General features: G+C 66.9%; 25 protein-coding genes and 1 pseudogene. 9 read left to right on the top strand and 17 right to left on the bottom strand.

Features of this window, described 5'->3' with window-relative positions:
* Both JWN03_RS33905 and JWN03_RS33900 read right to left on the bottom strand, forming a co-directional pair.
* Positions 1–313, bottom strand: a pseudogene (locus JWN03_RS33905) (hypothetical protein); the annotation flags it as partial.
* Positions 314–454: 141 nt separating this feature from the next.
* Positions 455–1042, bottom strand: a complete 588-nt coding sequence (locus JWN03_RS33900; RefSeq protein ID WP_297623591.1) for a nuclear transport factor 2 family protein — start codon at positions 1040–1042, stop codon at positions 455–457.
* Between the two features lie 32 nt (positions 1043–1074).
* Between JWN03_RS33900 and JWN03_RS33895 the strand changes: the two genes are divergently transcribed.
* Positions 1075–1884, top strand: coding sequence for a LysR family transcriptional regulator (locus JWN03_RS33895; protein ID WP_297623588.1), 810 nt, complete (start codon positions 1075–1077; stop codon positions 1882–1884).
* Here JWN03_RS33895 and JWN03_RS33890 read toward each other — a convergent pair.
* The 3 genes from JWN03_RS33890 to JWN03_RS33880 are packed head-to-tail and all read right to left on the bottom strand — an operon-like array spanning position 1881 to position 4006.
* Positions 1881–2489, bottom strand: a complete 609-nt coding sequence (locus JWN03_RS33890; protein ID WP_297623585.1) for an NAD(P)H-binding protein — start codon at positions 2487–2489, stop codon at positions 1881–1883. The genes JWN03_RS33895 and JWN03_RS33890 overlap by 4 nt on opposite strands.
* A 10-nt stretch (positions 2490–2499) precedes the next feature.
* Positions 2500–3519, bottom strand: coding sequence for a zinc-dependent alcohol dehydrogenase family protein (locus JWN03_RS33885; RefSeq protein WP_297623583.1), 1020 nt, complete (start codon positions 3517–3519; stop codon positions 2500–2502).
* Between the two features lie 46 nt (positions 3520–3565).
* Entirely contained in the window at positions 3566–4006 is a 441-nt protein-coding gene (locus JWN03_RS33880; RefSeq protein WP_297623580.1) for a hypothetical protein, read from the bottom strand.
* Positions 4007–4128: 122 nt separating this feature from the next.
* On the opposite strand from JWN03_RS33880, the gene JWN03_RS33875 reads away from it, so the two are divergent.
* The 3 genes from JWN03_RS33875 (at position 4129) to JWN03_RS33865 (ending at position 7134) form a co-directional block, all read left to right on the top strand.
* Positions 4129–4929: a helix-turn-helix domain-containing protein gene (locus JWN03_RS33875; protein WP_297623577.1), complete on the top strand. Its 801-nt coding sequence runs from the start codon at positions 4129–4131 to the stop codon at positions 4927–4929.
* 126 nt (positions 4930–5055) lie between these two features.
* Positions 5056–5718: a PadR family transcriptional regulator gene (locus tag JWN03_RS33870; protein WP_297623574.1), complete on the top strand. Its 663-nt coding sequence runs from the start codon at positions 5056–5058 to the stop codon at positions 5716–5718.
* 201 nt (positions 5719–5919) lie between these two features.
* Positions 5920–7134, top strand: coding sequence for an FAD-dependent monooxygenase (locus JWN03_RS33865; protein ID WP_297623573.1), 1215 nt, complete (start codon positions 5920–5922; stop codon positions 7132–7134).
* A gap of 84 nt (positions 7135–7218) precedes the next feature.
* Here JWN03_RS33865 and JWN03_RS33860 read toward each other — a convergent pair whose 3' ends face one another.
* Positions 7219–9252: an MDR family MFS transporter gene (locus JWN03_RS33860; RefSeq protein WP_297623570.1), complete on the bottom strand. Its 2034-nt coding sequence runs from the start codon at positions 9250–9252 to the stop codon at positions 7219–7221.
* 59 nt (positions 9253–9311) lie between these two features.
* On the bottom strand, positions 9312–9974 hold the full coding sequence (locus tag JWN03_RS33855; RefSeq protein WP_297623567.1) for a TetR/AcrR family transcriptional regulator: 663 nt from the start codon (positions 9972–9974) through the stop codon (positions 9312–9314).
* A gap of 166 nt (positions 9975–10140) precedes the next feature.
* On the opposite strand from JWN03_RS33855, the gene JWN03_RS33850 reads away from it, so the two are divergent.
* From JWN03_RS33850 to JWN03_RS33835, 4 genes are all read left to right on the top strand, one after another.
* Entirely contained in the window at positions 10141–11073 is a 933-nt protein-coding gene (locus JWN03_RS33850) for a sigma-70 family RNA polymerase sigma factor (protein WP_297623564.1), read from the top strand.
* 131 nt (positions 11074–11204) lie between these two features.
* Positions 11205–12080 carry an oxidoreductase gene (locus JWN03_RS33845; RefSeq protein WP_297623561.1) on the top strand — a complete coding sequence of 292 codons (876 nt, stop codon included), beginning with the start codon at positions 11205–11207 and terminating at the stop codon, positions 12078–12080.
* Between the two features lie 223 nt (positions 12081–12303).
* The gene (locus tag JWN03_RS33840; RefSeq protein ID WP_441343112.1) at positions 12304–12804 is read left to right on the top strand and encodes a transcriptional regulator; all 501 of its coding nucleotides are present in this window, start codon (positions 12304–12306) and stop codon (positions 12802–12804) included.
* Positions 12801–13208: a DUF3817 domain-containing protein gene (locus JWN03_RS33835; RefSeq protein ID WP_297623555.1), complete on the top strand. Its 408-nt coding sequence runs from the start codon at positions 12801–12803 to the stop codon at positions 13206–13208. Before JWN03_RS33840 ends, JWN03_RS33835 begins: the two co-directional genes overlap by 4 nt.
* Positions 13209–13284: 76 nt before the next feature.
* Here the strand turns inward: JWN03_RS33835 and JWN03_RS33830 are convergent, their stop codons facing one another.
* The 10 genes from JWN03_RS33830 to clpS form a co-directional block, all read right to left on the bottom strand.
* Complete coding sequence (locus JWN03_RS33830) at positions 13285–13893, bottom strand: non-canonical purine NTP pyrophosphatase (protein WP_297623552.1); 609 nt, start codon at positions 13891–13893, stop codon at positions 13285–13287.
* Positions 13893–14666 (bottom strand): ribonuclease PH, encoded by a 774-nt coding sequence (rph, locus tag JWN03_RS33825; RefSeq protein WP_297623549.1) that lies wholly within the window; start codon positions 14664–14666, stop codon positions 13893–13895. The genes JWN03_RS33830 and rph overlap by 1 nt, the downstream gene beginning before the upstream one ends.
* Before the next feature lie 18 nt (positions 14667–14684).
* A complete protein-coding gene (locus JWN03_RS33820; protein ID WP_297623604.1) occupies positions 14685–15449 on the bottom strand; it encodes a cyclic nucleotide-degrading phosphodiesterase in 765 nt (254 codons plus the stop codon).
* A 68-nt stretch (positions 15450–15517) separates the two neighbouring features.
* Positions 15518–16216, bottom strand: coding sequence for a rhomboid family intramembrane serine protease (locus JWN03_RS33815; protein ID WP_441343110.1), 699 nt, complete (start codon positions 16214–16216; stop codon positions 15518–15520).
* Between the two features lie 275 nt (positions 16217–16491).
* Positions 16492–17454 carry a PLP-dependent cysteine synthase family protein gene (locus JWN03_RS33810; protein WP_297623547.1) on the bottom strand — a complete coding sequence of 321 codons (963 nt, stop codon included), beginning with the start codon at positions 17452–17454 and terminating at the stop codon, positions 16492–16494.
* 2 nt (positions 17455–17456) lie between these two features.
* Positions 17457–17735 carry a MoaD/ThiS family protein gene (locus tag JWN03_RS33805; RefSeq protein ID WP_297623544.1) on the bottom strand — a complete coding sequence of 93 codons (279 nt, stop codon included), beginning with the start codon at positions 17733–17735 and terminating at the stop codon, positions 17457–17459.
* A gap of 33 nt (positions 17736–17768) precedes the next feature.
* The gene (locus JWN03_RS33800; RefSeq protein ID WP_297623541.1) at positions 17769–18179 is read right to left on the bottom strand and encodes a M67 family metallopeptidase; all 411 of its coding nucleotides are present in this window, start codon (positions 18177–18179) and stop codon (positions 17769–17771) included.
* 132 nt (positions 18180–18311) lie between these two features.
* On the bottom strand, positions 18312–19376 hold the full coding sequence (locus tag JWN03_RS33795) for a P1 family peptidase (RefSeq protein WP_297623538.1): 1065 nt from the start codon (positions 19374–19376) through the stop codon (positions 18312–18314).
* A 40-nt stretch (positions 19377–19416) separates the two neighbouring features.
* Positions 19417–19986: an oxidative stress transcriptional regulator AosR gene (aosR, locus tag JWN03_RS33790; RefSeq protein WP_297623535.1), complete on the bottom strand. Its 570-nt coding sequence runs from the start codon at positions 19984–19986 to the stop codon at positions 19417–19419.
* 22 nt (positions 19987–20008) lie between these two features.
* Entirely contained in the window at positions 20009–20284 is a 276-nt protein-coding gene (clpS, locus tag JWN03_RS33785; RefSeq protein ID WP_297623599.1) for an ATP-dependent Clp protease adapter ClpS, read from the bottom strand.
* 429 nt (positions 20285–20713) lie between these two features.
* Between clpS and JWN03_RS33780 the strand changes: the two genes are divergently transcribed.
* Positions 20714–21967, top strand: coding sequence for a nicotinate phosphoribosyltransferase (locus JWN03_RS33780; protein ID WP_441343111.1), 1254 nt, complete (start codon positions 20714–20716; stop codon positions 21965–21967).
* Position 21968 lies beyond the last annotated feature (1 nt).

The following is a 21968-nucleotide window of genomic DNA, read 5'->3' as shown; positions in this document are numbered from 1 at the left end:
CGGGCGCAGGCGGCTCCGGAGCGGGTGGCGGCGGTGGCGCGACGGCGGGTGCCGGGGCGGGCGGGGGCGGCGGTCCGGCGCTCGCGGGCTGCTGCTTCGAGGTGGAGCCGGGGGTAACCGGACTGTCGGCGCCGTCGCCGCTGCCGCCGAACCCGGCGCGCAGACTGCCGCCGACCAGGAGGTAGACCAGGCCGAGCGACAGCACCAGCATCAATACCAATGTGCGCGCGGACATTACGCCGGTCTCCACCACGCCGGGTGTGCCGTCCTCGTCTGTCGCTGGGGGTTTCTCACGCACGGCGCCGGGCGCCACCGAAGGCTCCTTCGATTCCGAAGCAGTTGACCTGCCAATCCGAAATGCTGATCTTCCAGGACGCTACACAGATTTGCTATGAACATTAACCGGCTACATGGCACCGTAATATTGCAGCTCAGTATCTATTTCTTTAGATAGCTAAAAGATCGCTGTTGGATCGCCGGTGAACCAGGCGTTCTCGATGCGCACCCGGCTCATGAGCCACCGCCCGCCGTCGCGCACCAGTTCGACGTCGTACCGGTTCTTCAGCAGGGCGAAGGTGCCGTGATCGGCGGTGAGCAGGTGCTGCGCCTCCACGAGGGCGGTCAGTCGCGCGGTGTCGCCCGTGATCGCTATGCGGGTGTTGGTCACCTGATGTGTGGTGTCGACGCGTCCGGCGAAGCCGCCGAGGATGGTGTCGACAATGACATCGCGGCCGGTCATGAGCGGGGCGGTACCACCCCACTTCGCGGCTGTGGGCTGGAAGTCGAGTTCGGCATCGGCGGTGAAGGACGAGGCGAACAGCTCCTTGTCCCGCAGGTCCTGGCCCAGCGCGAAGCGGTACATGGCATCGCTGATCTCGGCGCGGTCGCGCAATTCCCGCACTACCGCGGCGGTATCGGTGGCCGGGGCGGACAGGGCGTGGGACTCGGTGACGAACACGGTGACTCCTGAGGTTGTGCGGACCACTTCACCCTCTGCCCGCGCACCGGCCGCAGCAATGGGGATGTGTGCAACGATCGTCAAGCTCTACTTAACGATCCAGGCGGAGGTGGCACATGCTGGAGCGGTACGAAATCGAGGTCTTCCTCACCCTCGTGGAGGAACTGCACTTCGGCCGGACGGCGGAACGGCTGCGCATCTCGACCGCCCGGGTCAGCCAAACCGTCGCGAAACTCGAACGACGGCTGGGTGTTCCGCTCTTCGATCGCAGCAGCCGGCGGGTGACGGCAACACCGGCGGGGCGCGAGCTGTACGCGGAACTGCGCCCGGCCTGGGATCGCATCGGTGCGGCCGTACAGCACACCATCGATACCGGGCGGGGTCGCGGCGGGACGCTGGAGGTCGCTTTCGTGGATGCCGCCACCAGCCAATTGCTCAGCCGCGCAAAGGAACTGTTCCAGCTACAGTTGCCCGACTGTGCGGTGCGAATTCGTGAAGCCCAACCCGCGCAGGTGATTCCGTGGTTGCGTGCGGGCGAGATCGATATCGCGCTCGATATGGTCACGACGGCCGAACCGGATATCACCCGCGGACCGGTGCTGGTCTCCGAAGCCCGGATAGTGGCGGTGCCAACGAATCACCCTTTGGCGCAACGCCGTTCGGTCACGCTCGCGGACCTGGAGCACACCACGGTGCTGCAAGGACCGGCCACCGCCACCGAACTACTCACGCTTGTCGGCGCAGGACAGGGCGTGCTGCCGATCGGCGCGCATGCGCAGCGCTATCACCCGCGCCCCGATGTGGCCTATCTTCCGCTGCGCGACGCCCCACCGGTGCGGTGGGCGCTGCGCTGGCGGTCCGCCGACGACAGCGTGCGCATTCGCGAATTCGTCCGCGCCGCAATAGTCGCGGCGGAACCGGGTTAGCCGACCGGCAGGAAATCCGGGCCCTCGGCATCGGTGAGTTCATACAGTCCAGAAACCAGGTCGAGGGCGCGGGCGGTGCGGGCGGCGGCCTCCTCGAGGTGGATGCGGGGCGGCTCGGGCGGGGCATCCGGGTAGTACGTGCCCGGGCCGTAGAACTGCCCGTAGCGCAGCACCACACCCCCTGCCTCGAGCACCGACTTCTCCAGGAATTCCTTGGCGGCCTGACCTTCTCCGGTCATCTCCCAGGCCACGCTCTGGGCAATAATCCGGGAGGCTCCGGCCGCCTCCGCCGCCGCCAGCAGATTCGCGGTGCCCTCCTGGCGGATGCGGGCATTGGCGGCGCGCCCCTCGGGCAGGCGGGCCGCATCGTCGGGCAGATCGGTGAGCTGGTGCATGACCAGCTCCGGGGCGTAGTCGGTGACAGCGGCGGTGAGGGCCGCCGCATCGAAGACATCGCACACCACCGGTTCCGCGCCGGCGGCGGCCAGCAGCCGCGCCTTGTCCGGGGAGCGGGTCATACCCGCCACATCGTGTCCCGCCGCAATGAGCAGCGGGACAAGCCTAGAGCCAAGGACGCCGCTGGCGCCCGCCAGAAAGATCCGCATATTTCCGACACTAAGCGATCGTGATCACAACCTTGCCGAAAGGGTCGCCCTCATTGAAGTACCGGTAGGCGTCGACCGCCTGCTCGAACGGGAAGACCCGATCGATGACCGGCCGCATGCGGTGCTCGGCAATGGCGCGGTTCATGCCCTCGAAATCGGCGCGGCTGCCGACCGCAATGCGGCGCAGGGTCAGGAACTTACCGCCCAGCGGGTCGCCGGGCTGCTCCCCCGCCGGCGCCGGGAAGGCGCCGATCAGCGTGACCTGTGCGCCATTGGCCGCTGCGGCAAGGGATTTGGACAGGGTCAGCCGACCCACCGCATCGACCACATGCCGCACGCCCGCGCCGCCCGTGAGGTCGTTCACCGCATGCTCCCAGTCCGGCGTCACCTTACGATCGATGGCCTCATCCGCGCCGAGTTTGCGTAGCCGCTCCGCCCTATCCGGCGAAGAGGTGATCGAAATGACCCGCGCGCCCAGCATTTTGGCGTGCTGCACCGCGAAGAGACCGACCGGACCGGTGCCGACGGTCAGCACGGTCTCCCCGGGTGCGGCCGGGATCGGCTTGGTGAGCGCCGCCCAGGCGACCAGCCCAGCGCAGGTGAGCGCGGCAGCCTCGGCATCAGTCAGGTGCGGGGGCACCTGCATGACCGAATCTTCTTCCAGCACCACATAGTTGGCCAACCAGCCGTCGTGGTTCGCGCCGTACTGCTGGCCGGTCAGCTCAGTCCGCTGCGGGCCGTCGTTCCAGGCGACGAAGTAGGTACCCATGACCCGATCCCCGAGGGCGGCGCGAGTCACACCGTCGCCCAGCGCGATGACCTCGCCGACGCCGTCCACCAGCGGCACCGTATCGGGCGTGAAGGGCACCGGGTACGTACCGTCCATCAGCATGGTGTCGCGGCGATTGAGCGAGGTGGCCCGCACCCGCACCACTACCTGATGCGGTCCGGCCACCGGGATCGGCTGTGCGCGGGTGCTGAGCCCGTCGAGTCCGCGCAGCGGGTCGAGGTGGTAGGCAATGGCATTCATATTGGTCTCCTGAAATCAGCCGAGGCAGTTGTATCGAAGTTGTGTGTTATGCGGGGCCGATGTACTGGTGGTCGGCGTGGATCCGGCCGTCCTCGTCCAGCGCGAGCACGTCGTAGCCCGAGCCGCCCACCGAACCGTCGGCGGCGACCATGTCCCAGCCGATCCCGACCAGCCCCTCCGCCAGCCGCTGTGCTTCGCCTCGGCCCTGGAAGACGAATTTGCCGGAGCCGACGAACATTTCGTAGGCCCGGGTGATCCGCGCATCGAGCTCGCGGTGACCGCGCACTGCCAGGTAGGGAGTCGGGAAGTTCAGGGCGGCAGCGGTTTCCCGGATCACCTGCGGCGGATCGACCAGCACGTGGATGCCCTCGGCAGTCCACAGCTCGGCGATGCGCTTGGTGCGGGCCTGCTGATCGGCCTCGTTCCAGACGGCGATGTACTGCTCGGTCAGGGTGGCCAGGCTGTTGTTGTCGACTCGATTGCTCATGGCACAAAGTTTGTTCGGCGGCGGCGAGCGGCGCGATTCCCTGCAGGGAATGATCATGCGGCCGCGCTTGTCATTCCCTGCAGGGAATCGCACGGCAGCGCACGGGTGCACACAGTAGAGGGATGACGATCATGGCGGTGGCGACGACGGCGACCCCGTTCGCGCAGCAGTTGCGGCACTGGCGAACCCGGCGGCGGATCAGCCAGCTGGATCTCGCGATCAGCGCGGAGACCAGTCAGCGCTATCTGAGCTTCCTGGAACAGGGGCGCTCACATCCGGGGCGGACCATGGTGGTCCGGCTGGCGGAGTCGCTGGGACTGTCGCTGCGCGAGCGCAACGGTCTGCTGCTGGCCGCCGGGTACGCGCCCGCCTTCCCCGAATCTGCTTTGGACGCACCGGAACTCGGTGCGGTGCGACATGCGCTGGACACCATCCTGCACGGCCATCTCCCCTATCCTGCGGTTGTCACCCGGCCGTTCGGCGTCATGGTGGCGGCGAATGCGGCCTTCGAGATGCTCGCCGAGGGTGCGGCGCCGGAGCTGCTGCAAGCGCCGCTCAATGTGCTGCGGCTGGCCCTGCACCCGGACGGCTTGGCACGGCGGGTGGTGAATCTGCCCGAATGGGGTCGTCATGTGACCGACAGCCTGCGCAATCGTGCGGCCCGTAGTCCGGACCCGGATCTCAGTGCGCTCCTCACCGAACTGGAGAGCTATCTGCCGCCGGTCGATCCGGGCCCGAATCACCTGGGCTTCGCGGTACCCCTGCGATTGCGCAGCGAGGCCGGTGAGCTGGGGTTGATCACCACCGTCACCTCGTTCGCCACGGCCACCGACATCACCCTGGCCGAGCTGCATCTCGAGGCCTTCCTGCCCGCCGATCAGGCCACCTCCGACTATCTGCACTCGCGCTTCGCGACCGGCTGACGACATCCGCTCATCCGCACCCCTTGCCGTACGCACGGCAAGGGGTGCGTTTTCTTTGCGCGAAGTACTTGTAGACGAATACTCGTGGACGTATATTCGTAGACGAGTAACGAGGAGGTGGGCAGAATGGCTCGCAAGCGCAAGGTAGGGAATCTGATGGCACTGGCGGTGCTGTCGGTGCTCGCCATCCAGCCGATGCACCGCTACGAGATCGCTGGCAAGTTGCGGGAATTCGGCAAGGACCATGACATGGGCGTCAAATGGGGCTCGCTGTACACGGTTGTGGACAACCTCACCAAGCACGGTTTTCTCGAGATCACCGGCAGTGAACGCGACGGCGCCCGCCCCGAACGCACCATCTACCGGATCACCGACGCCGGTCGCGCCGAATTGGCCGACTGGACAAGGGAACTCATCGCCAATCCGGAACCCGAGCAGCGGCCGTTCATGGCCGGCCTGTCCGTGGTCTCGGTGCTCCCGCCCGATGACGTGATCGAACTGCTCACCGCACGAATCACCAAGCTGGAGGAGCGGATCACCGCCGGCCGTACCGCCCTGGCTGCTCTGAAAGGTGCAGTGCCGCACCTTTTCCTGGTCGAAGAAGACTATGAGCTGACCATGCTGGAGGCCGAGACCACCTGGGCGCGAGCCCTGCGCGATTCGCTCGTCGACGGCAGCTTCCCCGAGGTCGAACTCTGGCGAAACTTCCATCGCGACGGCATCACGCCCGCCGAAGCGGTCGAACAAGTGAAGGGGGGAACGCCCGGCGCGCAGCCGCCGCCGGACTGAACACCGACCGGAAATAGAACCGGGCCCCGACGAAGGTGCTGCAACACCACCGCCGAGACCCGGGTACACACCTTCCCGATCCGCGCCCGTGCAGGCGAACTCGTACCGAGTTTGGCAACTACAGGATAACTGGGTTCTCCGCACGCGCTCCGATTCGGGGTTATCCGACCAGCGAATTCGAAGCACCAAGGGAGACAACCCATGTCTGAAACAAGCCCGGCTATTCGTACCGCCCTCGTCATCGGCGGCGGCATCTCCGGACCCGTCACCGCGACCGCACTGCGCAAGGCGGGCATCGAAGCCCGCGTCTTCGAGGCCTACCCCGGTCCCGCCTACGGCGTCGGCTCCAACCTCGCACTGGCTCCCAATGGGGTGGCCGCCCTCGAGATCATCGGCGCCGCGGATGCGGTGCGCGCCATTGCCGCACCGATCACCTCGCAATCGATGGCCGTCAACAACAAGCAGCTGCCACTGCCCGGCCTGTCCGGGGTGGAGCCGCTGCAACTGGTCGACCGGCCTGACCTGCACAAAGTCCTGCACGATGTGGCGGTCGAGAATGGCGTCCAGTTCGAGTACGGCAAGCGCCTGATCGATGTCGAGGAGCGTGCCGACGGCATTACCGCGCACTTCGCCGACGGCAGCAGCGCCACGGGCGATGTGCTCATCGGCGCGGACGGCATCCGCTCCACCGTACGCACGCTCATCGACCCGGATGCGCCGGAGGCGCAGTACCTGCGCATGCTCGGCTTCGGTGCGTATACCGAGGGCTCGCTGGACGTCCCGCCGGGGAATATGACCTTCGCCTTCGGCAAGCGTGCCTACTACCTGTACTGGACCATGCCCGACGGCCGCGTCGCGTGGGGCGCGAATCTGCCGCACGAGCAGTACCTTTCGCTGAGCGAGGCCCGCACCGTCTCCAATGAGGAGTGGTTGCGCATCCTCCGCGACGTCTACGCCGATGACACCCCCGGCGCCGAACTGGCCCGCAATACTCGGCCGGAGGATCTGGTGGTGGTGGGTGCGCTGCAGATCATGCCGCCGGTACCGCACTGGTACCGCGGCCGCATGGTGCTCACCGGTGATGCCGTGCACGCGCCGAGCAACACCTCCGGGCAGGGTGGTTCCATGGCCATCGAGAGTGCCATCGAGCTGGCGCGCTGCCTGCGCGATATCGAGGATCCGACAGCGGCTTTCGCCACCTACGAGGCGCTGCGGCGGCCGCGGGTGGAGGCCGTCGCCAATCGGGTGAAGCGGATGAACCACACCAAGGCCGCGGGTCCGGTCACCCGCGCCGTCATGGGAGTGGTCATGCCGCTGGCCTTCAAGCGCATGAACCCGGAGAAGATGATGGGCCCGGAGCAGCGCTTCCGGATCGATTGGGAGGCGCCGGTGCAGCCGGTCCGCGTCAACGCCTGAGGCTCCGAGACTCCGAGACTCCGAAACACAGTGCCCCGCTGCGATTGTCCGCAGCGGGGCACTGTGTGGTTCGGGTGCGGTGCCTCAGCGGCGGGTCGCGGTCTCGGGGCGGTCGGCCTCGTCGAGCAGTTTGGTGGCGATATTGTCGATGGCCTGGTCCATCAGCGCGCGGTCCTTCGGATCGGTGAGATCCCAATCGTCCAACTGGGTTTCGATCCAGTGCTTCCACGCGATCTGCACCCGGTCGATCTCCTGCACGCCGCGATCGGTGAGGGTCAGGACCTCACCGTCACGATGCAGCAGCCCGTCCTGCTGCGCCTTGGCGTAGGTCGGTTCGATGATTTCCTCAGGCACCCAATGGGTTCGGGCGATGACGCCGACGGTCGCCGAACCACGCAGCCGCTGGTACATGCGCACCTGGCCGAGCGCCCACGCTTCGTCGCGGGTCAGCGAACTGCCCGCCGCCGCAAGGATTCCCGAATCCGGCACCGCATTGTCACGCAGCTTGCGCAGCACCGGGGTGATGGCCCGCTCCAGCTGCACCACGCGGTCCCCGGAATCCGGGACCGAGAACCCCTCTCCCACATCGGAAGCGACGCCGCGTGAACTGTCGCGCAGCGGCACCTCCTTCAGGAACCACGCGATCGCGAAGCCGAGCACCGCGACCGGCACCACCCAGCGGAAGACGTAGTCGATGGAGGTGGCGTACGCGTTGATGATGGGCAGGGCCTGCGACCGCGGCAGGTCACGCAAGGCCTGCGGATTCTGGGCGACCTCCGGCGGCACCTTCGCTTCCATCAGTGCCGCGGTGAGATTCGGGCCGATCTTGTTCGCGTACAGCGTCCCGAAGATGGTGGTGCCGAACGCACTGCCGATGGTGCGGAAGAAGGTCACCCCGGAGGTTGCGGTGCCCAGATCCGAGTAGGGCACGCTGTTCTGCACCGCGATGGTCAGCACCTGCATGGCCAGACCGATGCCCAGACCCAGCACCAGCATGTACAGCGACTGCAACCAGAAGCTGGTATCCGCGTCCATGGTGGACATGAGGAACAGGCCGAGCGCCATGATCGCCGTGCCCGCGATGGGGAAGAGCTTGTAGCGCCCGGTCCGGCCGACGATGGTGCCGGAGATGATCGAGGTGGTGAACAACCCGACCACCAGCGGCAGCGTCTGCAGTCCGGAGGCGGTCGCCGACACCCCCTTCACGTACTGCAGGAAGGCGGGCAGGTACGTCATCGCACCGAGCATGGCGAAGCCGACGATAAAGCTGAGGATCGAGCAGACGGTGAAGACATTGCTGCGGAACAGGCGCATCGGCAGCATGGGCTCCTCGGCTCGCAGCTCCACCGCGACAAACGCCGCGAGCGCGAGCGCCGAGGCCGCGAACAGGCCGAGGATCGTGGCCGAGCCCCAGGCGTATTCCTGTCCGCCCCACTCCAATCCCAGAATCAGGCAGGTGACGCCGATCGAGATGAGGGCGATGCCCAGGTAGTCGACAATCGGCTTCATCGCATTGCGCACGACCGGAATCGTCCGTGCGGCAACAAGAATCATGATGATCGCGATGGGCACGTTCACGTAGAAGCACCAGCGCCAGCTGAGGTGGTCGGTGAACAGGCCGCCCAGCGTCGGGCCGATCACCGTGGTCACGCCGAAGACCGCGCCCAGCGCACCCTGGTACTGGCCGCGTTCGCGCAGCGGAATCACATCGGCGATCAACGCCATCGAAGTGACCATGAGCCCGCCCGCGCCCAGGCCCTGCACCGCGCGGGCCGCGATCAGCAGGTCCATGCCGTGCGCCAGGCCGGCGACGATCGAGCCGAGAATGAAGATGAAGCCGCTGAGCTGGAAGACCAGTTTGCGGCCGAAGAGGTCACCGAATTTTCCGGCCAGGGCCGTGGCGATCGCCTCGGCCACCAGGTAGGCGGTGACCACCCACGCCATATGCCCCGCGCCGCCGAGATCGGCGACGATGGTCGGCAGCGCCGTGGCGACAATGGTGGAATCGAGTGCCGCCATGAGCATCCCGAGCACCACGGTCGCGAAGATGATATTGATTCGAGCCCGGCTCAAAGGCTGGGGCACGGAGGGGGCAACGGCCGCGCTGGCACCGGTCATCGGCTCAGTATGTGGCGCTCACCAGCGAGTACGCAGCAACGACACGGCAAACAGGGCGATCAGTTTGCTCGGACCGCATAGCCGCCGAGCGACGGCTCGAGGGTGTCGAAGGCGCTGCTGATGTAGCCGGTCAGGGCATCTGCGATGACATCGTTGAATTCGCCGTCCACGGTGCGGCGGACGGTCTCCTCGAAAAGGGCGCGATGTACGCCGCCGAGCAGGGCCGCGGCGATATTCGGAGTGAAATCGTCTGCCGCAGCGCCGGTTTCCTCGGCCAGCGTCCGACCGAGCAGCCGCTCGCGCTCCTCGTGGAATTCGCGCAATCGCGCGACCAGGGCCGGGCTGCCGGTAATGAGCCGCGCGAAATCCGGCCCCGAGAACCCGATGAGCGCGGCCTGCGCGGCCGCGGCGGCGAGATAGTCCCGGCGCAGCGCGGCCAGCGCCGATTCGCCCGGTTCCCGGTCCCGGACCGTGCGCGCGAGACTCGCCACGAACTCATCGTGCACGTCCAGGACCAGGTCTTCCTTGCGCGGGAAGTAATTGGTCACGGTCATTTTGGCGACGTCGGCCGCGGCGGCGATATCGGCGATGGTCACCGTATCGAAGCCGTGCTCGAGAAACAGCAGGGTGGCGGTATTGGAGATGTTCTGCCGGGTCTGCAACTTCTTCCGCTCCCGAAGGCCCAGCGGACGGCTACCGGCTTCGGCGGTCTGCGCGCTCATACCGCTGAGCATAGCCGATTCCGTCCTAAATTCATTGTCGACATATTTTTAGGTCCTCCCTATATTTGTCCCCACAGTCGAGACCGGCGAGTACAAATGAAGGGGACTCCCCGCATGACCCGCATCGCCATGGCACCAGCACCACCCGCCGGAAGGGAGCACCTCCATGACGCTCACCGTCAGCGAAGACGCCATCAAGGACTATCTGCGCCAAATCGGCGGGACTCCGCTACTTACGGGTGCGCACGAGTTCGAGCTCGGCGAGCGCATTGCGGCCGGAGTGCTCGCCCGGGAGCGTCTCGACGAGTCGGACGGCGCGGCAATCGAATTCACCGCCGCGGAGCGGCGTGCGCTGCAGCGCACGGTGGCGGACGGACTGCGGGCCAAGGACCATATGGTGCGCGCCAATCTGCGCCTGGTCGTCTCCATCGCCAAGCGCTACCCCACCCCCACCGGCATGTCACTGCTGGATTTGGTGCAGGAGGGCACGCTGGGCCTGATGCGCGCGGTGGACAAGTTCGATCATCGCCGCGGCCTGAAACTTTCGACCTATGCCACCTGGTGGATCCGGCAATCCATCGGGCGGGCACTGACCGATCAGGGCCGCACCATCCGGCTGCCGGCGCATGTGGCCGATGTGATGAACCGGGTCATTCGCACCGAGCGGACGCTGTCGCAGCGCATGGGCCGGGATATCAGCACCGAGGAGCTGGCGGAAGAGCTGGATATGTCCGTCCTGCAGGTCCGGGAGGTGCTCAGCCATGCGCGCGAACCGATTTCGCTGCACACCCCGATCGGCGACAGCGATAATGCCGAACTCGGCGCGCTCATTGCCGACAACGGCCCGGACCCGTCGGTGACGGTCACCGACGGTGCGCTGCGCGGGCAGCTGGGGGTGGCGCTGTCCGGCCTGCCCGAGCGGGAGGCGCAGGTGATCGCGCTGCGCTACGGCCTGGACGGCTGCGAACCGCGCACACTGGAAGAGGTCGGCCGAATCTTCGGTGTGTCCCGGGAGCGGATCCGGCAGATCGAGGCCAAGGCCATGCAGAAGCTGCGGCAACCGGCGCGCACGCTGGCGCTCGAGGGGATGCTGGGCTGAGCCGGGGCGAGTCCGGGCGTGGCGGGTCGAGTCGGTCTACCGTCTGAACTTACTCTGGAGTAAGGTCAGGGGAATTTCATCGACGCGTGCACCGACGCACGCCGAACGCCGAACCCGTGAGGTCAAAAGCCATGGCATGGAAGCCCAGCGAAATCTCGGATCAGTCCGGGCGCACCTTCGTCATCACCGGCGCCAATGGCGGGATCGGCGAGCAGACCACCAAGGTGCTCGCGAGCAAGGGCGCCACCGTCATCATGGCCTGCCGCAATGCCGCCAAGGCGCAAGAGGTCGCCGACCGCATCGACGGTGATGTGCAGGTCGCCTCGCTGGATCTCGCCAGCCTCGCCTCCATTCGCGAATTCGCGGACAGCACAGGCGAATTCGATGTGCTCATCAATAATGCGGGCCTGATGAACGTGCCGTTCTCGCGCACCGTGGACGGATTCGAAACCCAGTGGGGCGTCAATCATCTCGGCCACTACGCGCTGACCGGGCTGCTGCTGGACAAGATTCACGACCGGGTCGTCTCCATCGCGTCCATCGCGCACCGGCAGACCCCGAAGCTGTGGGTCGACGACCTCAATTACGAGCACCGGCGCTACCAGCGCAATCTCGCCTACGCACAGTCCAAGCTCTCGAACCTGATGTTCGGCCGGGAACTGCAGCGGCGACTGACCGCGGCCGACTCGGCCAAGCGGTCCTACACCGTGCACCCGGGCGTCTCGGCCACCGACCTGTTCGCCCGCACCGAAACCCCACTGGACAAGATCTCCAAGCCCTTCGTCCGGCTCATCGGCCAGTCTCCCGCGCACGCCGCGTACTCCTCACTGTTCGCGGCGACCGTCCCGGACGCCGACCCCACCGTCTACTGGGGCCCCGCCCGCCTGGGCGGCACCAAGGGCCCGGTCGAGGCGGCCCCGTCCAGCAAGCTCTCGCAGGATCAGGAGCTGTGGCGGCGACTGTGGGAAGAGTCCGAGCGCCTGACCGGAGTCACCTACAAGTTCTGAGCTCCCCCGCCTCCCCGAACCTTTAGCGCACAGCGTGGGAGCCGTAGACCGTCGAGGACGCGTAGTGCGGTTGGGAGCCGAAACTATTTCGGGGGTACCCGACGAGTTACCCGGCCCGCACGAGATAAGTCGTCGGGTTCGAGGGCAATGATCTACCGGCAGCCGTGCGTCAGGAGGCGGAACAACCCGCCTACTACGCAAGACGTAGTAGGCGGGTACCTTGGTGGTCGTGTCCGCTCCCCACCGCCGCCCGGCTCTGATCATCTTCGTGATCGTGGCGTTCGCGGCCTGCCTGGGACTCGGGTGGTGGCAGTGGGGGCGCTTCGAATCGGGCAGTGGCACCGGGCAGAACCTGGGCTATGCGCTGCAGTGGCCGCTTTTCGCGGGGTTCGTGGTGTGGGCGTACTTCCGGTTCGTGCGACTGGAGCAGGAAGCCCGGGAGGACAGCGTGGCGCGGTCGGCGGATGATTCCGCACCGGCCGCCGGCGATTCCGCTGCGGGCACTGCCGAAACCGTCGTCGCGCCGCGCGCCAGAAAGCCGAAACCGGTTGTGGCGCGCGAGATTCCGGCCGGATTGCTGCCGGAGCGACCGAAGTCGGCGACGAATGACGATCCCCAGGTCGCCGAATACAACAAATACCTGGCCGAACTGCACGCCAGCGACCTCGATCAGCAGATCACGGACGCCGGGCTGCGCAACCATCCCGAAAGGAGCGCCGGGTGACCGCGCGCGACAACTCCGAGGCCCCCGTCGCGACCGGTGAAACCACCCTCGCGCCCCGCCCGCTCGGCGCAGCCGCGCCCGAGAAGATCCGCGGCGCGCTCCTGCGCTACCGCACCCTCGCCTGGATCACCGGTATCTGGTTGCTGGTCCTCACCGGCGAAGTGATCTACAAGTACCTGATCCTGGCCGACAGCCACACCGCGCCGCACTGGCTGTTCTATGTCGGGCAGATCCACGGCATCTTCTACATGCTGTACCTGGTCTTCACCATCGACCTGGGCATCAAGGCGCGCTGGAAGCCGGTCACCACGGCGCTGACCTGCCTGGCCGGCACGATTCCGTTCCTGTCCTTCGTGTTCGAGCACATGCGGACCAAAGAAGTGAAGGCCGCCTTCGGGCTCTGAGCTCCTGACCGAAACGAAAACGCGCTCCCGTCCTCGGACGGGAGCGCGTTCTTTTATCGACTCATCCTTGCTGTAATCAGTTGGCTGCCAACGCCTTCAGCGCCGGAAGCAATTGGCGCAGTGCGCGGCCGCGGTGTGACGCCGCATCCTTCTCGGCCGGGGTGAGCTGGGCCGCGGAGACCGTGCCACCCTCGGGAACGAACAGCGGGTCGTAACCGAAACCGCCGTCGCCCACCGGCTTTCGGGCAATGACGCCGGGCCATTCACCACGCACGACCTCTTCGACGCCGTCGGCGACCAGGGCGCAGGCGGAGACGAAGCCCCCGCCGCGCCGCTCGTCGGGGACATCTCCGAGCTGGGCCAGCAGCAGTGTGTTGTTGGCCTCGTCATTGCCGTGCGTACCGGACCAGCGGGCCGACAACACACCGGGCATACCGTTGAGGGCATCCACCGCGATACCGGAATCGTCTGCGACACAGGGCATTCCGGTGGCGGCAAAGCCGTCGCGAGCCTTGGCGAGCGCGTTCTCCTCGAAGGTCGCACCGGTTTCCGGAGCCTCGTCGTACGGCGGCACATCGTTCAGGCCGACGATTTCGATGCCGGCGATACCGGCCTCGTCGAGAATGCGGCGTAACTCGTTCAGCTTCTTGGCATTACGGCTGGCGACCAGGACGCGGCGCGACATCAGGACTTCTTCTTCGCCTCGGACGGCTCCGGGAGCACGCCCGGGTACGGCAGCGCAAGAGCTTCCTTCTGCACCACGAACAGCTGCTCACAACCGGCGAGCGCGGAGTCGAGCAGCTTGTCGAGGGTGGAGCGCGGGAAGGTGGCGCCCTCGCCGGTGCCCTGGATCTCAACCAGGGTGCCGGTGTCGGTGGCCACCACATTCATGTCGACCTCGGCGCGCGAATCCTCCTCGTACGGAAGGTCCAGGCGCACCCGGCCGTCTACCACGCCGACACTCACCGCGGCGATGCCGCAGGAGATGGGCTGCGGGTCGGTCAGCTTGCCGGCCGCGGCCAGATAGGTGACGGCATCCGAAAGCGCCACGTACGCACCGGTGATGGCGGCGGTGCGGGTGCCGCCGTCGGCCTGCAGCACATCGCAGTCGAGGGCGATGGTGTTCTCACCGATGGCGGCCAGGTCGATGCAGGCGCGCAGCGAGCGGCCGATGAGACGGGAGATCTCCTGGGTGCGACCGCCGACCCGGCCCTTCACCGACTCGCGGCCGGAACGGGTATGGGTGGCGGCGGGCAGCATGGCGTATTCGGCCGTCAGCCAGCCCAATCCGGAATCGCGACGCCACGGCGGCACCCCGTCGGTGACGCTCGCGGTGCACATGACCCGCGTTCCACCGAATTCCACCAGCACCGAACCTGCCGGATGCGCGGTGAAGCCCCGGGTGATCTTTACCTCGCGGAGTTCGTCATCCGCCCTGCCATCGGCTCGTGTAGACACGAGCCACAGCCTAGACGGTCAGATTTCGAAGACTTCGCCGGGAGAAACCGCGTGTACCGGGCCGCTGAAGACCGCCTTCGCCTCGGCGATGACGTCCTCGCGGGAGGTCCACGGTGGAATGTGGGTGAGCAGCAGTTCACCGACACCGGCCTCGGCGGCGACCAGGCCCGCCTCATGCCCCGAAAGGTGAATACCGGGCGGACGATTCGCCGGGTCGTGGGTCCAGGAGGCCTCGGCGAGCAGCACATCGGCGCCGCGCGCCAACTCGATGACCTCCGGGCAGAACGCGGTGTCGCCGGTGTATACGAAGGTGCGGTCGGGAGCGGTTTCGATACGCAGCCCGTAGGACTCCGGCGGATGAAACATGCGACGGGCCTCGACCGTATGGCCCTTACCGAAAGGAATCGGTTCGCCCACCGTCCACAGCCGCATATCGATCACATCGGACCAGTCGTCGGTATCGCCGCCGATCTCCGCGGACGCATTACCGATGCGCAGCGACGTGTCGGAAGGGCCGTAGACAATGGCCTTCCCGGTCGGCGGATTCGGATGGTAGCGCCGCCACACCAGCAGGCCCGGCAAATCCAGGCAATGGTCGGCATGCAGATGAGTCAGGAAGATATCGACTTCACCGGGATCGAGGTAGCGCTGCAGCGCACCCAATACGCCCGGGCCGAAATCGATAACAGTGGGAGTCATATCCGGGCCGGTGAGCAGGTATCCCGATGCCGGGGAATCCGGGCCGGACACGCTGCCCGAGCACCCGATCACGGTGAGGCGCATTCCCCCATGCTGCCACGCTGCTGTCTCACTCAAGGAGGGATCCCCCAAATCGCCGGCCGGGTCCACCGTCACCCCGACGACGCGATACGGCCGGCGTTAGCCCCGCGACGATGACGACGTTCATCCGATGAGAGTACCCATCCGGCAACCAGTCCACCCACCGCCCCGAAAAGATGTCCTTGCCAAGAGATTCCGGGGTCTCCGGGCAGCACACCCCACAGGATCGAGCCATACAGCAACCCCACCACCAGGCCAATGGCGATCTGCACCACATTGCGCGCGAAGATGCCGCGCGAGATCAAATATGTGAGCCAGCCGAACACCAGGACCGAGGCGCCGATGTGCACCGTGTTCGACGGGCCGATCAACCAGGTGCCGCCCTCGCCGATCACCCAGACGATGGCGGTGGCGGCCAGGCCGCGGCCGATTCCGGTGAGCAGGGTCAGCAGACCCAGCACCAGTACCGGGACGGTGTTTCCGATCAGATGTTCCCAATTGGCATGCAGCACAGGGCCGAAGACGATGCCCTCGAGGCCGTCCGCCGTGCGTGGCTTGACCCCGGCCTGATCGAATTCCTGCCCGGTCGCGGCGTCGACGCCTTCGATTCCGTACAGCAGTGCGGTGAATCCGAGGGTGATCGCAATGGCTCGCTGCCACAGCAGTTTCAATGCACCGGGCGAACGCGGCTCGGAGCCTGGATCGGTCAACTGCTTCTGCATCCGCCCGATCCGCTCCGGATCGAACGACGCTCCGACACCACTGGTCATCGCCAGCACCTCCTAGGCCCTGCTCTGCCCCGAGCGTACCGGCGACGCAAGCCCCTCGCTCCCGCCTACCGACCGGCAGAGCCCACTCGATGGCTGAACCGGGTGCGCGCGCGGTCTTGTCCTTGGGGTTTCGTCTTGGAAGGTGACCAGGGCCGGGCCCCCGTCAGGAACGTGAGAATCCGCCTGAGTCGGGAGCCCAAGCCGGGTACGGCAGGCGGCGTGCCCAGCACGGCTTCTTTTCCGCCCCTTCTGTGGACTGCGAGCCGAAGTGAGCACTAGGCCCAGAGTTGGCCGTCGAGGCGGTCTTCGGCTTCTTCGAGGGTGCCGTCGTAGGCGCCGGTGGAGAGGTATTTCCAGCCGCCGTCGGCCACTATGAAGGCGATGTCGGCGGATTTGCCTGCTTTTTGGACCTTTTTTGCTACGCCTAGGGCCGCGTGCAGGATGGCGCCGGTGGAGATGCCGGCGAAAATGCCTTCTTCCAGGACCAATTCGCGGGTGCGGCGGACGGCGTCGTAGGGGCCTACCGAGAAGCGGGAGGTGAGGACGGATTCGTCGTAGAGCTCGGGGATGAAGCCTTCGTCGATATTGCGGAGGCCGTAGACGAGTTCGCCGTAGCGGGGTTCGGCGGCGACTATGTCGATGCCGGGGACCTTTTCCCGGAGGAAGCGGCCGGTGCCCATCAAGGTGCCGGTGGTGCCTAGGCCCGCTACGAAGTGCGTGATCTCGGGGAGGTCGGCGAGGATCTCCGGGCCGGTGGTCTCGTAATGGGCGAGCGCGTTCGCCGGATTGCCGTACTGGTACAGCATTACCCATTCAGGGTTTTCCGCGGCGATCTGTTTGGCCAGGGCGACAGCCTGATTGGAGCCACCGGCGGCGGGCGAGTCGATGATGCGCGCGCCGAACATGGTCAGCAGCTGGCGGCGTTCGATCGAGGTGTTCTCCGGCATGACGCAGACCAGCTTGTAGCCCTTGAGTTTGGCGGCCATGGCCAGGGAGATACCGGTATTGCCGCTGGTCGGTTCCAGGATGGTGCAGCCGGGTGTCAGCAGTCCGTCGGCCTCGGCCTGCTCGATCATGCGCAGGGCGGGGCGGTCCTTGATCGACCCGGTGGGGTTGCGGTCCTCGAGTTTGGCCCAGAGCCGCACGTGGTTGTCGCCGTCCCATTGCGGGGACAGAGTGCGCAGACCCACCAGTGGGGTATTGCCGAGCGTCGCGATCAGCGACTCGTAGCGCGCCACGGTTAGCGTGCGCCGCCGGCGACCGCCGGGAGGATGGTGACGGTGCCGTTCTCGGGGACCTCGGCCTCCAGACCGCCCGTGAAACGCACGTCCTCGTCGTCGACGTAGATATTGACGTAGCGGTTGAGCTTGCCGTCCTTGAGCAGCCGGTCCTTGAGGCCGGTGTGGTTGGTGTCGAGGTTGTCGATGAGCGCGGCGAGGGTCGTGCCTTCGGCCTGGACGCGCTTCTCACCTCCGGTGAGGGTGCGCATGATGGTCGGGATGGAGACGGTGACCGGCATTGTGGGCTCCTTGCTGTATCCGGCGGAAAGTGTTCAGGCGGTGGTGATCTCGACCGGTTCCTCGGTGACGACACCGTCGAGGATGCGGTAGCTGCGCAACTCGTGCTGCTCGGGATCGCGGGTGGAGATCAACACGTAGTGGGCGTTCGGCTCGGACGCGTAGGAGATATCGGTGCGGCTCGGATACGCCTCGGTCGCGGTGTGCGAGTGGTAGATGACCACAGCTTCCTCGTCGGCATCGTCCATCGCGCGCCAGACGCGCAGCTGTTCACCGGAATCGAAGCGGTAGAAGGTGGGCGAGCGCTCGGCATTGACCATGGGAACGAAGCGCTCGGGACGGTCCGCGCCCTCGGGACCGGCGATGACGCCGCACGCCTCGTCGGGGTGATCGGCGCGCGCATGCGCGACCATTGCCTTCACGAGCTCGGCCCTGATCACCAGCACTGTCGAATCCTTCCGTTCACCGTCCGACGCACGTCTGCCCCGGGGCAGACGAATCGCTGTCGTCAACAGGTCAGAATATTCGGCTATTCCCCGGCGGGCGCGGACGCCCCCGGCCACACCGACCGGTCGGTGTCACGCATTGCCGAAGAGGTCTGTGTAAGAAGGAATTCCAGCGACCGAGGTCGCGGAGAGAATGGCGTCGACTATGGCGCGCTCCACACAGACGGCGGCAGCGGTACACAACTGATCGAGGATGAGCAGGTCGGCGGGGAAGGCCGGCGGCAGCGGGAAGCCGGGGCCGGGCACGGCGGTACCGGTGGCCAGCGCGAAGAGCGTGTCCCCGTCGAGCGGCGAATGCGCGGGCCGGATGGCACGGGCGATGCCGTCGTGCGCGGTGGTGGCCAGCCGGCGGCAGGCCGAGGGGTCCAGCGCCGCATCGGTGGCGACCGCGCCGATGGTGGTGTTGAGGACGGTGCCCTTCACCGGGAGCGCGTTCGCGGCGGTCAGGCGGTCGGCGGTGACGGGCCGCAGGCCGAAATGCTCGGGTCCGTCCGTGCCTGCGCCCCAGGGCAATCCGGTGCGCGGGTCGAAAACCGAGCCGACCGGATTGGCGACGATCAACGCGCCCACCGTGATTCCGGCGGCCGGACCGTCGGTGAAGCGCACACTCGCGGTGCCCACCCCGCCCTTGATGGATCCGGCGCGCGCACCTACGCCCGCACCGACCGAACCGCGCGCGAATTCCGTCTGGGCCGAGTCCGCCGCCAGGAATCCGAAGTCGGCGCCCGGCCGAATATGCCAGTCCCCCACCGGAAGATCGAAGATCACCGCGCCCGGCACGATGGGCACCACGCGGGACGGATCGGCGGGGTCCATCGGGATCCCCTCGCCATGCTCCTCCAGCCAGCGCATCACACCGTCGGCCGCGGCCAGGCCGTAGGCGCTGCCGCCGGTGAGCAGCACGGCATTCACCTGGCGCACGGTATTGCCGGGGTCGAGCAGATCGGTTTCGCGGGTGCCCGGCCCGCCGCCGCGCACATCCACCGAGGCGGTGGCGCCGCCCGGGACGCGCAGCACCGTGCAGCCGGTGGCCGCGCCGGATCCGAGGGTCGCGTTCGGGTCGATCGAGTGCTGGTGTCCCACCAGTACACCCGTCACATCGGTAATCGAATTCTGTGGTCCCGCAGCACTGTTCACGGACTTCACCTCCGAGCCGACGGTGTCCCGAGCCGGGCGGCTAGGGCATGAGCGCTTGCAGCAGCGAATCCTGCATCCAGGTCAGCCAGTGGTAGACGTCGAGGCTGGGGGCGCGCGGATCATCCTGGTCCAGATGTTCGGGCGTGTCGGCGTCGATATCGAGCGCGGTGCCCAGCGCCAGGCGGACGTCATTGAGCGCATTGAGCCAGCAGTCGGCCTGCTCGGGGGTGAGGATGATCTTGCCGCCCTGCGGCGGGAGGGTTTCCAGGATCACCAGTCCGGCAGCGACCTTGGTCTCGATGATGTCCGGTTCGTGCAGGCTGCGCAGCGCGGAATTGAGACCGGCGCGCTCGGCATCGGGCGAACCCGGTTCACTGCGATGGAAGTCGGGCAGCAGCCGGGCCAGGCGCGGATCGTCCGGCGGGGTGGTGTTGCCCAGCTGTAACCCGGTCAGCGCGGCCAACTCGTCCTCGGGCGCCGAACTGGCTCGGTCGGTCAGCAGACCGCTCACCGCGCCCACCAGCGAGCGCAGTACCTCCGCCTCGTGGGCGTCCATTTCCGAACGGAGTTTCAACCCGCTCAGGGAGTTCTTCCTGCTCCACTTCCGCACGTGGCTACCGTAGCCGCCCGGATCACTGATCCCGCTGCATGGTCGCCCATAGTCCGGCGGCATGCAGGCGTTGCACGTCGTGCTCCATCTTGTCGCGCGAGCCCGAGGAGACCGCGGCCTTGCCCTCGTTGTGCACCTGGAGCATGAGCTCGTTTGCCTTGCCTTTGCTGTAACCGAAGAGCTTCTGGAAGATGTAGGCCACGTAGTGCATGAGGTTGACCGGATCGTCCCAGACCACGGTGACCCACGGCCGATCCTCGGCCTCCAGGATTTCGGTGTATTCGACCGCCTCGGGCATGGCCTGCGAGGCTCCGGCAATCACGTGCGGCGGCGACGCGGTCACCGGTGCCGACGACACTGCCCTGTTCGCGCCTGCCGGACCGGCGGCAATCCGGACAGCGTCTTCTGTGCACAGACCCATAACGTCCAGGGTACGACTCGAGTGCAGAGAAACAACACCTGTGCCAATCGCGCCCTCCGCTTCGCTCCGGGCGGGGTTCGCGACCCCGAAGTCTCGGTCTTCCCTCCCTCCGCTCCTCCGCTTCGCTCCCCCGCTCCAAGGCGCAGGTCTACGGAGCCGCAGTCCAGACCGAGACGGCCGCGAACCTTGACGGAGTCGGCGCTGCGCAGCACTGGAGTGAAGCTGCGGCGCTTTACAGTGGTGGTCGTGAAGATCGCTGACGGGAGTACCAGCACCGCGTTGCTGACCGACCAGTACGAGCTGACCATGCTCGCCGCGGCACTGGCCGACGGATCCGCGCACCGGCGCTGCACGTTCGAGGTGTTCGCGCGGCGCTTGCCGCACGGCCGCCGCTACGGCGTGGTCGCGGGCACCGGGCGCTTGCTCGCGGCGCTGGCCGAATTCCGTTTCGGTGAGCCGGAACTCGCGATCGTGGCGAAATTCTTGGACCAGGCGACGGTGGATTGGCTGCGCGACTATCGCTTCAGCGGCGATATCGATGGCTACCGCGAGGGCGAGCTCTACTTCCCGGGCTCCCCCATCCTCACCGTGCGCGGCACGTTCGCCGAATGTGTGCTGCTGGAGACGCTGGCCCTGTCGATCTACAACCACGACAGCGCCATCGCCGCGGCCGCCGCCCGCATGGTGAGCGCCGCCGGGGGGCGCCGCATGATCGAAATGGGTTCCCGCCGAACGCATGAGCTGGCCGCACCGGCCGCCTCGAGGGCGGCGTACCTGGCCGGGCTCGACGCCACCTCCAATCTGGAGGCGGTGCGCAGCTTCGGCGTACCGGGTTCGGGCACCAGTGCGCACGCATTCACCTTGCTGCACAGCGGATCCGACGGTGAGCACGAGGCCGACGCCTTCCGCAGCCAGATCGCGACGCTCGGCATCGGCACCACGCTGCTGGTGGACACCTTCGACATCGCGCGCGGGGTAGCCACCGCCATCGAGGTGGCGGGGCCCGAATTGGGCGGCGTGCGTATCGATTCCGGCGACCTCGGGGTGATGGCCCGCCAGGTGCGCGAGCAGTTGGACACCCTCGGCGCGGTGCGCACCAAGATCGTGGTGTCCGGGGATCTGGACGAATACGCGATCGCCTCGCTGCGCGCCGAACCGGTGGATGTGTACGGCGTCGGGACCGCGCTCGTCACCGGATCCGGTGCGCCCACCGCGGGAATGGTCTACAAACTGGTCGAGGTCGACGGCGTTCCGGTCGCGAAACGCAGCTCGCACAAGGAATCTCGCGGCGGCACCAAGAAGGCGGTGCGGCTGGTGCGGCGCACCGGGACGCTGGTCGAGGAAATTGTCTACCCCGCTTCCGGGCAGCGGCCCGAACCCAATGGCTACGAGGTCCGCGATCTGCAGACGCCGCTGGTGCGCAAGGGTGAGGTGCTCGCGGAGCTGCCGACGCTGCAGGACAGCCGCGAACTGGTGGCGCGGGGCCTGATCAGCCTGCCGTGGGAGGGCTTGAAGCTGTCGGACGGGGAACCGGCGATTCCGACGACCTTCGTCAGCTAGG

It is taken from the genome of Nocardia sp. (genome assembly GCF_025465275.1).
Classification (GTDB): domain Bacteria; phylum Actinomycetota; class Actinomycetes; order Mycobacteriales; family Mycobacteriaceae; genus Nocardia.
Note: the sequence above shows the minus strand (reverse complement) of the source record. Positions and strands in the feature narration are given on the sequence as shown.

Bases quoted from the DNA above. Each gene is read 5' to 3' on its own strand.
- JWN03_RS33895 (WP_297623588.1), top strand. From the start codon at position 1,075: ATGCTGGAGCGGTACGAAATCGAGGTCTTCCTCACCCTCGTGGAGGAA.
- JWN03_RS33890 (WP_297623585.1), bottom strand. From the start codon at position 2,489: ATGCGGATCTTTCTGGCGGGCGCCAGCGGCGTCCTTGGCTCTAGGCTT.
- JWN03_RS33885 (WP_297623583.1), bottom strand. From the start codon at position 3,519: ATGAATGCCATTGCCTACCACCTCGACCCGCTGCGCGGACTCGACGGG.
- JWN03_RS33880 (WP_297623580.1), bottom strand. From the start codon at position 4,006: ATGAGCAATCGAGTCGACAACAACAGCCTGGCCACCCTGACCGAGCAG.
- JWN03_RS33875 (WP_297623577.1), top strand. From the start codon at position 4,129: ATGACGATCATGGCGGTGGCGACGACGGCGACCCCGTTCGCGCAGCAG.
- JWN03_RS33870 (WP_297623574.1), top strand. From the start codon at position 5,056: ATGGCTCGCAAGCGCAAGGTAGGGAATCTGATGGCACTGGCGGTGCTG.
- JWN03_RS33865 (WP_297623573.1), top strand. From the start codon at position 5,920: ATGTCTGAAACAAGCCCGGCTATTCGTACCGCCCTCGTCATCGGCGGC.
- JWN03_RS33860 (WP_297623570.1), bottom strand. From the start codon at position 9,252: ATGACCGGTGCCAGCGCGGCCGTTGCCCCCTCCGTGCCCCAGCCTTTG.
- JWN03_RS33855 (WP_297623567.1), bottom strand. From the start codon at position 9,974: ATGAGCGCGCAGACCGCCGAAGCCGGTAGCCGTCCGCTGGGCCTTCGG.
- JWN03_RS33850 (WP_297623564.1), top strand. From the start codon at position 10,141: ATGACGCTCACCGTCAGCGAAGACGCCATCAAGGACTATCTGCGCCAA.
- JWN03_RS33845 (WP_297623561.1), top strand. From the start codon at position 11,205: ATGGCATGGAAGCCCAGCGAAATCTCGGATCAGTCCGGGCGCACCTTC.
- JWN03_RS33830 (WP_297623552.1), bottom strand. From the start codon at position 13,893: ATGTCGCGCCGCGTCCTGGTCGCCAGCCGTAATGCCAAGAAGCTGAAC.
- JWN03_RS33820 (WP_297623604.1), bottom strand. From the start codon at position 15,449: ATGCGCCTCACCGTGATCGGGTGCTCGGGCAGCGTGTCCGGCCCGGAT.
- JWN03_RS33815 (WP_441343110.1), bottom strand. From the start codon at position 16,216: ATGACCAGTGGTGTCGGAGCGTCGTTCGATCCGGAGCGGATCGGGCGG.
- JWN03_RS33805 (WP_297623544.1), bottom strand. From the start codon at position 17,735: ATGCCGGTCACCGTCTCCATCCCGACCATCATGCGCACCCTCACCGGA.
- clpS (WP_297623599.1), bottom strand. From the start codon at position 20,284: ATGCCCGAGGCGGTCGAATACACCGAAATCCTGGAGGCCGAGGATCGG.
- JWN03_RS33780 (WP_441343111.1), top strand. From the start codon at position 20,714: ATGCTCGCCGCGGCACTGGCCGACGGATCCGCGCACCGGCGCTGCACG.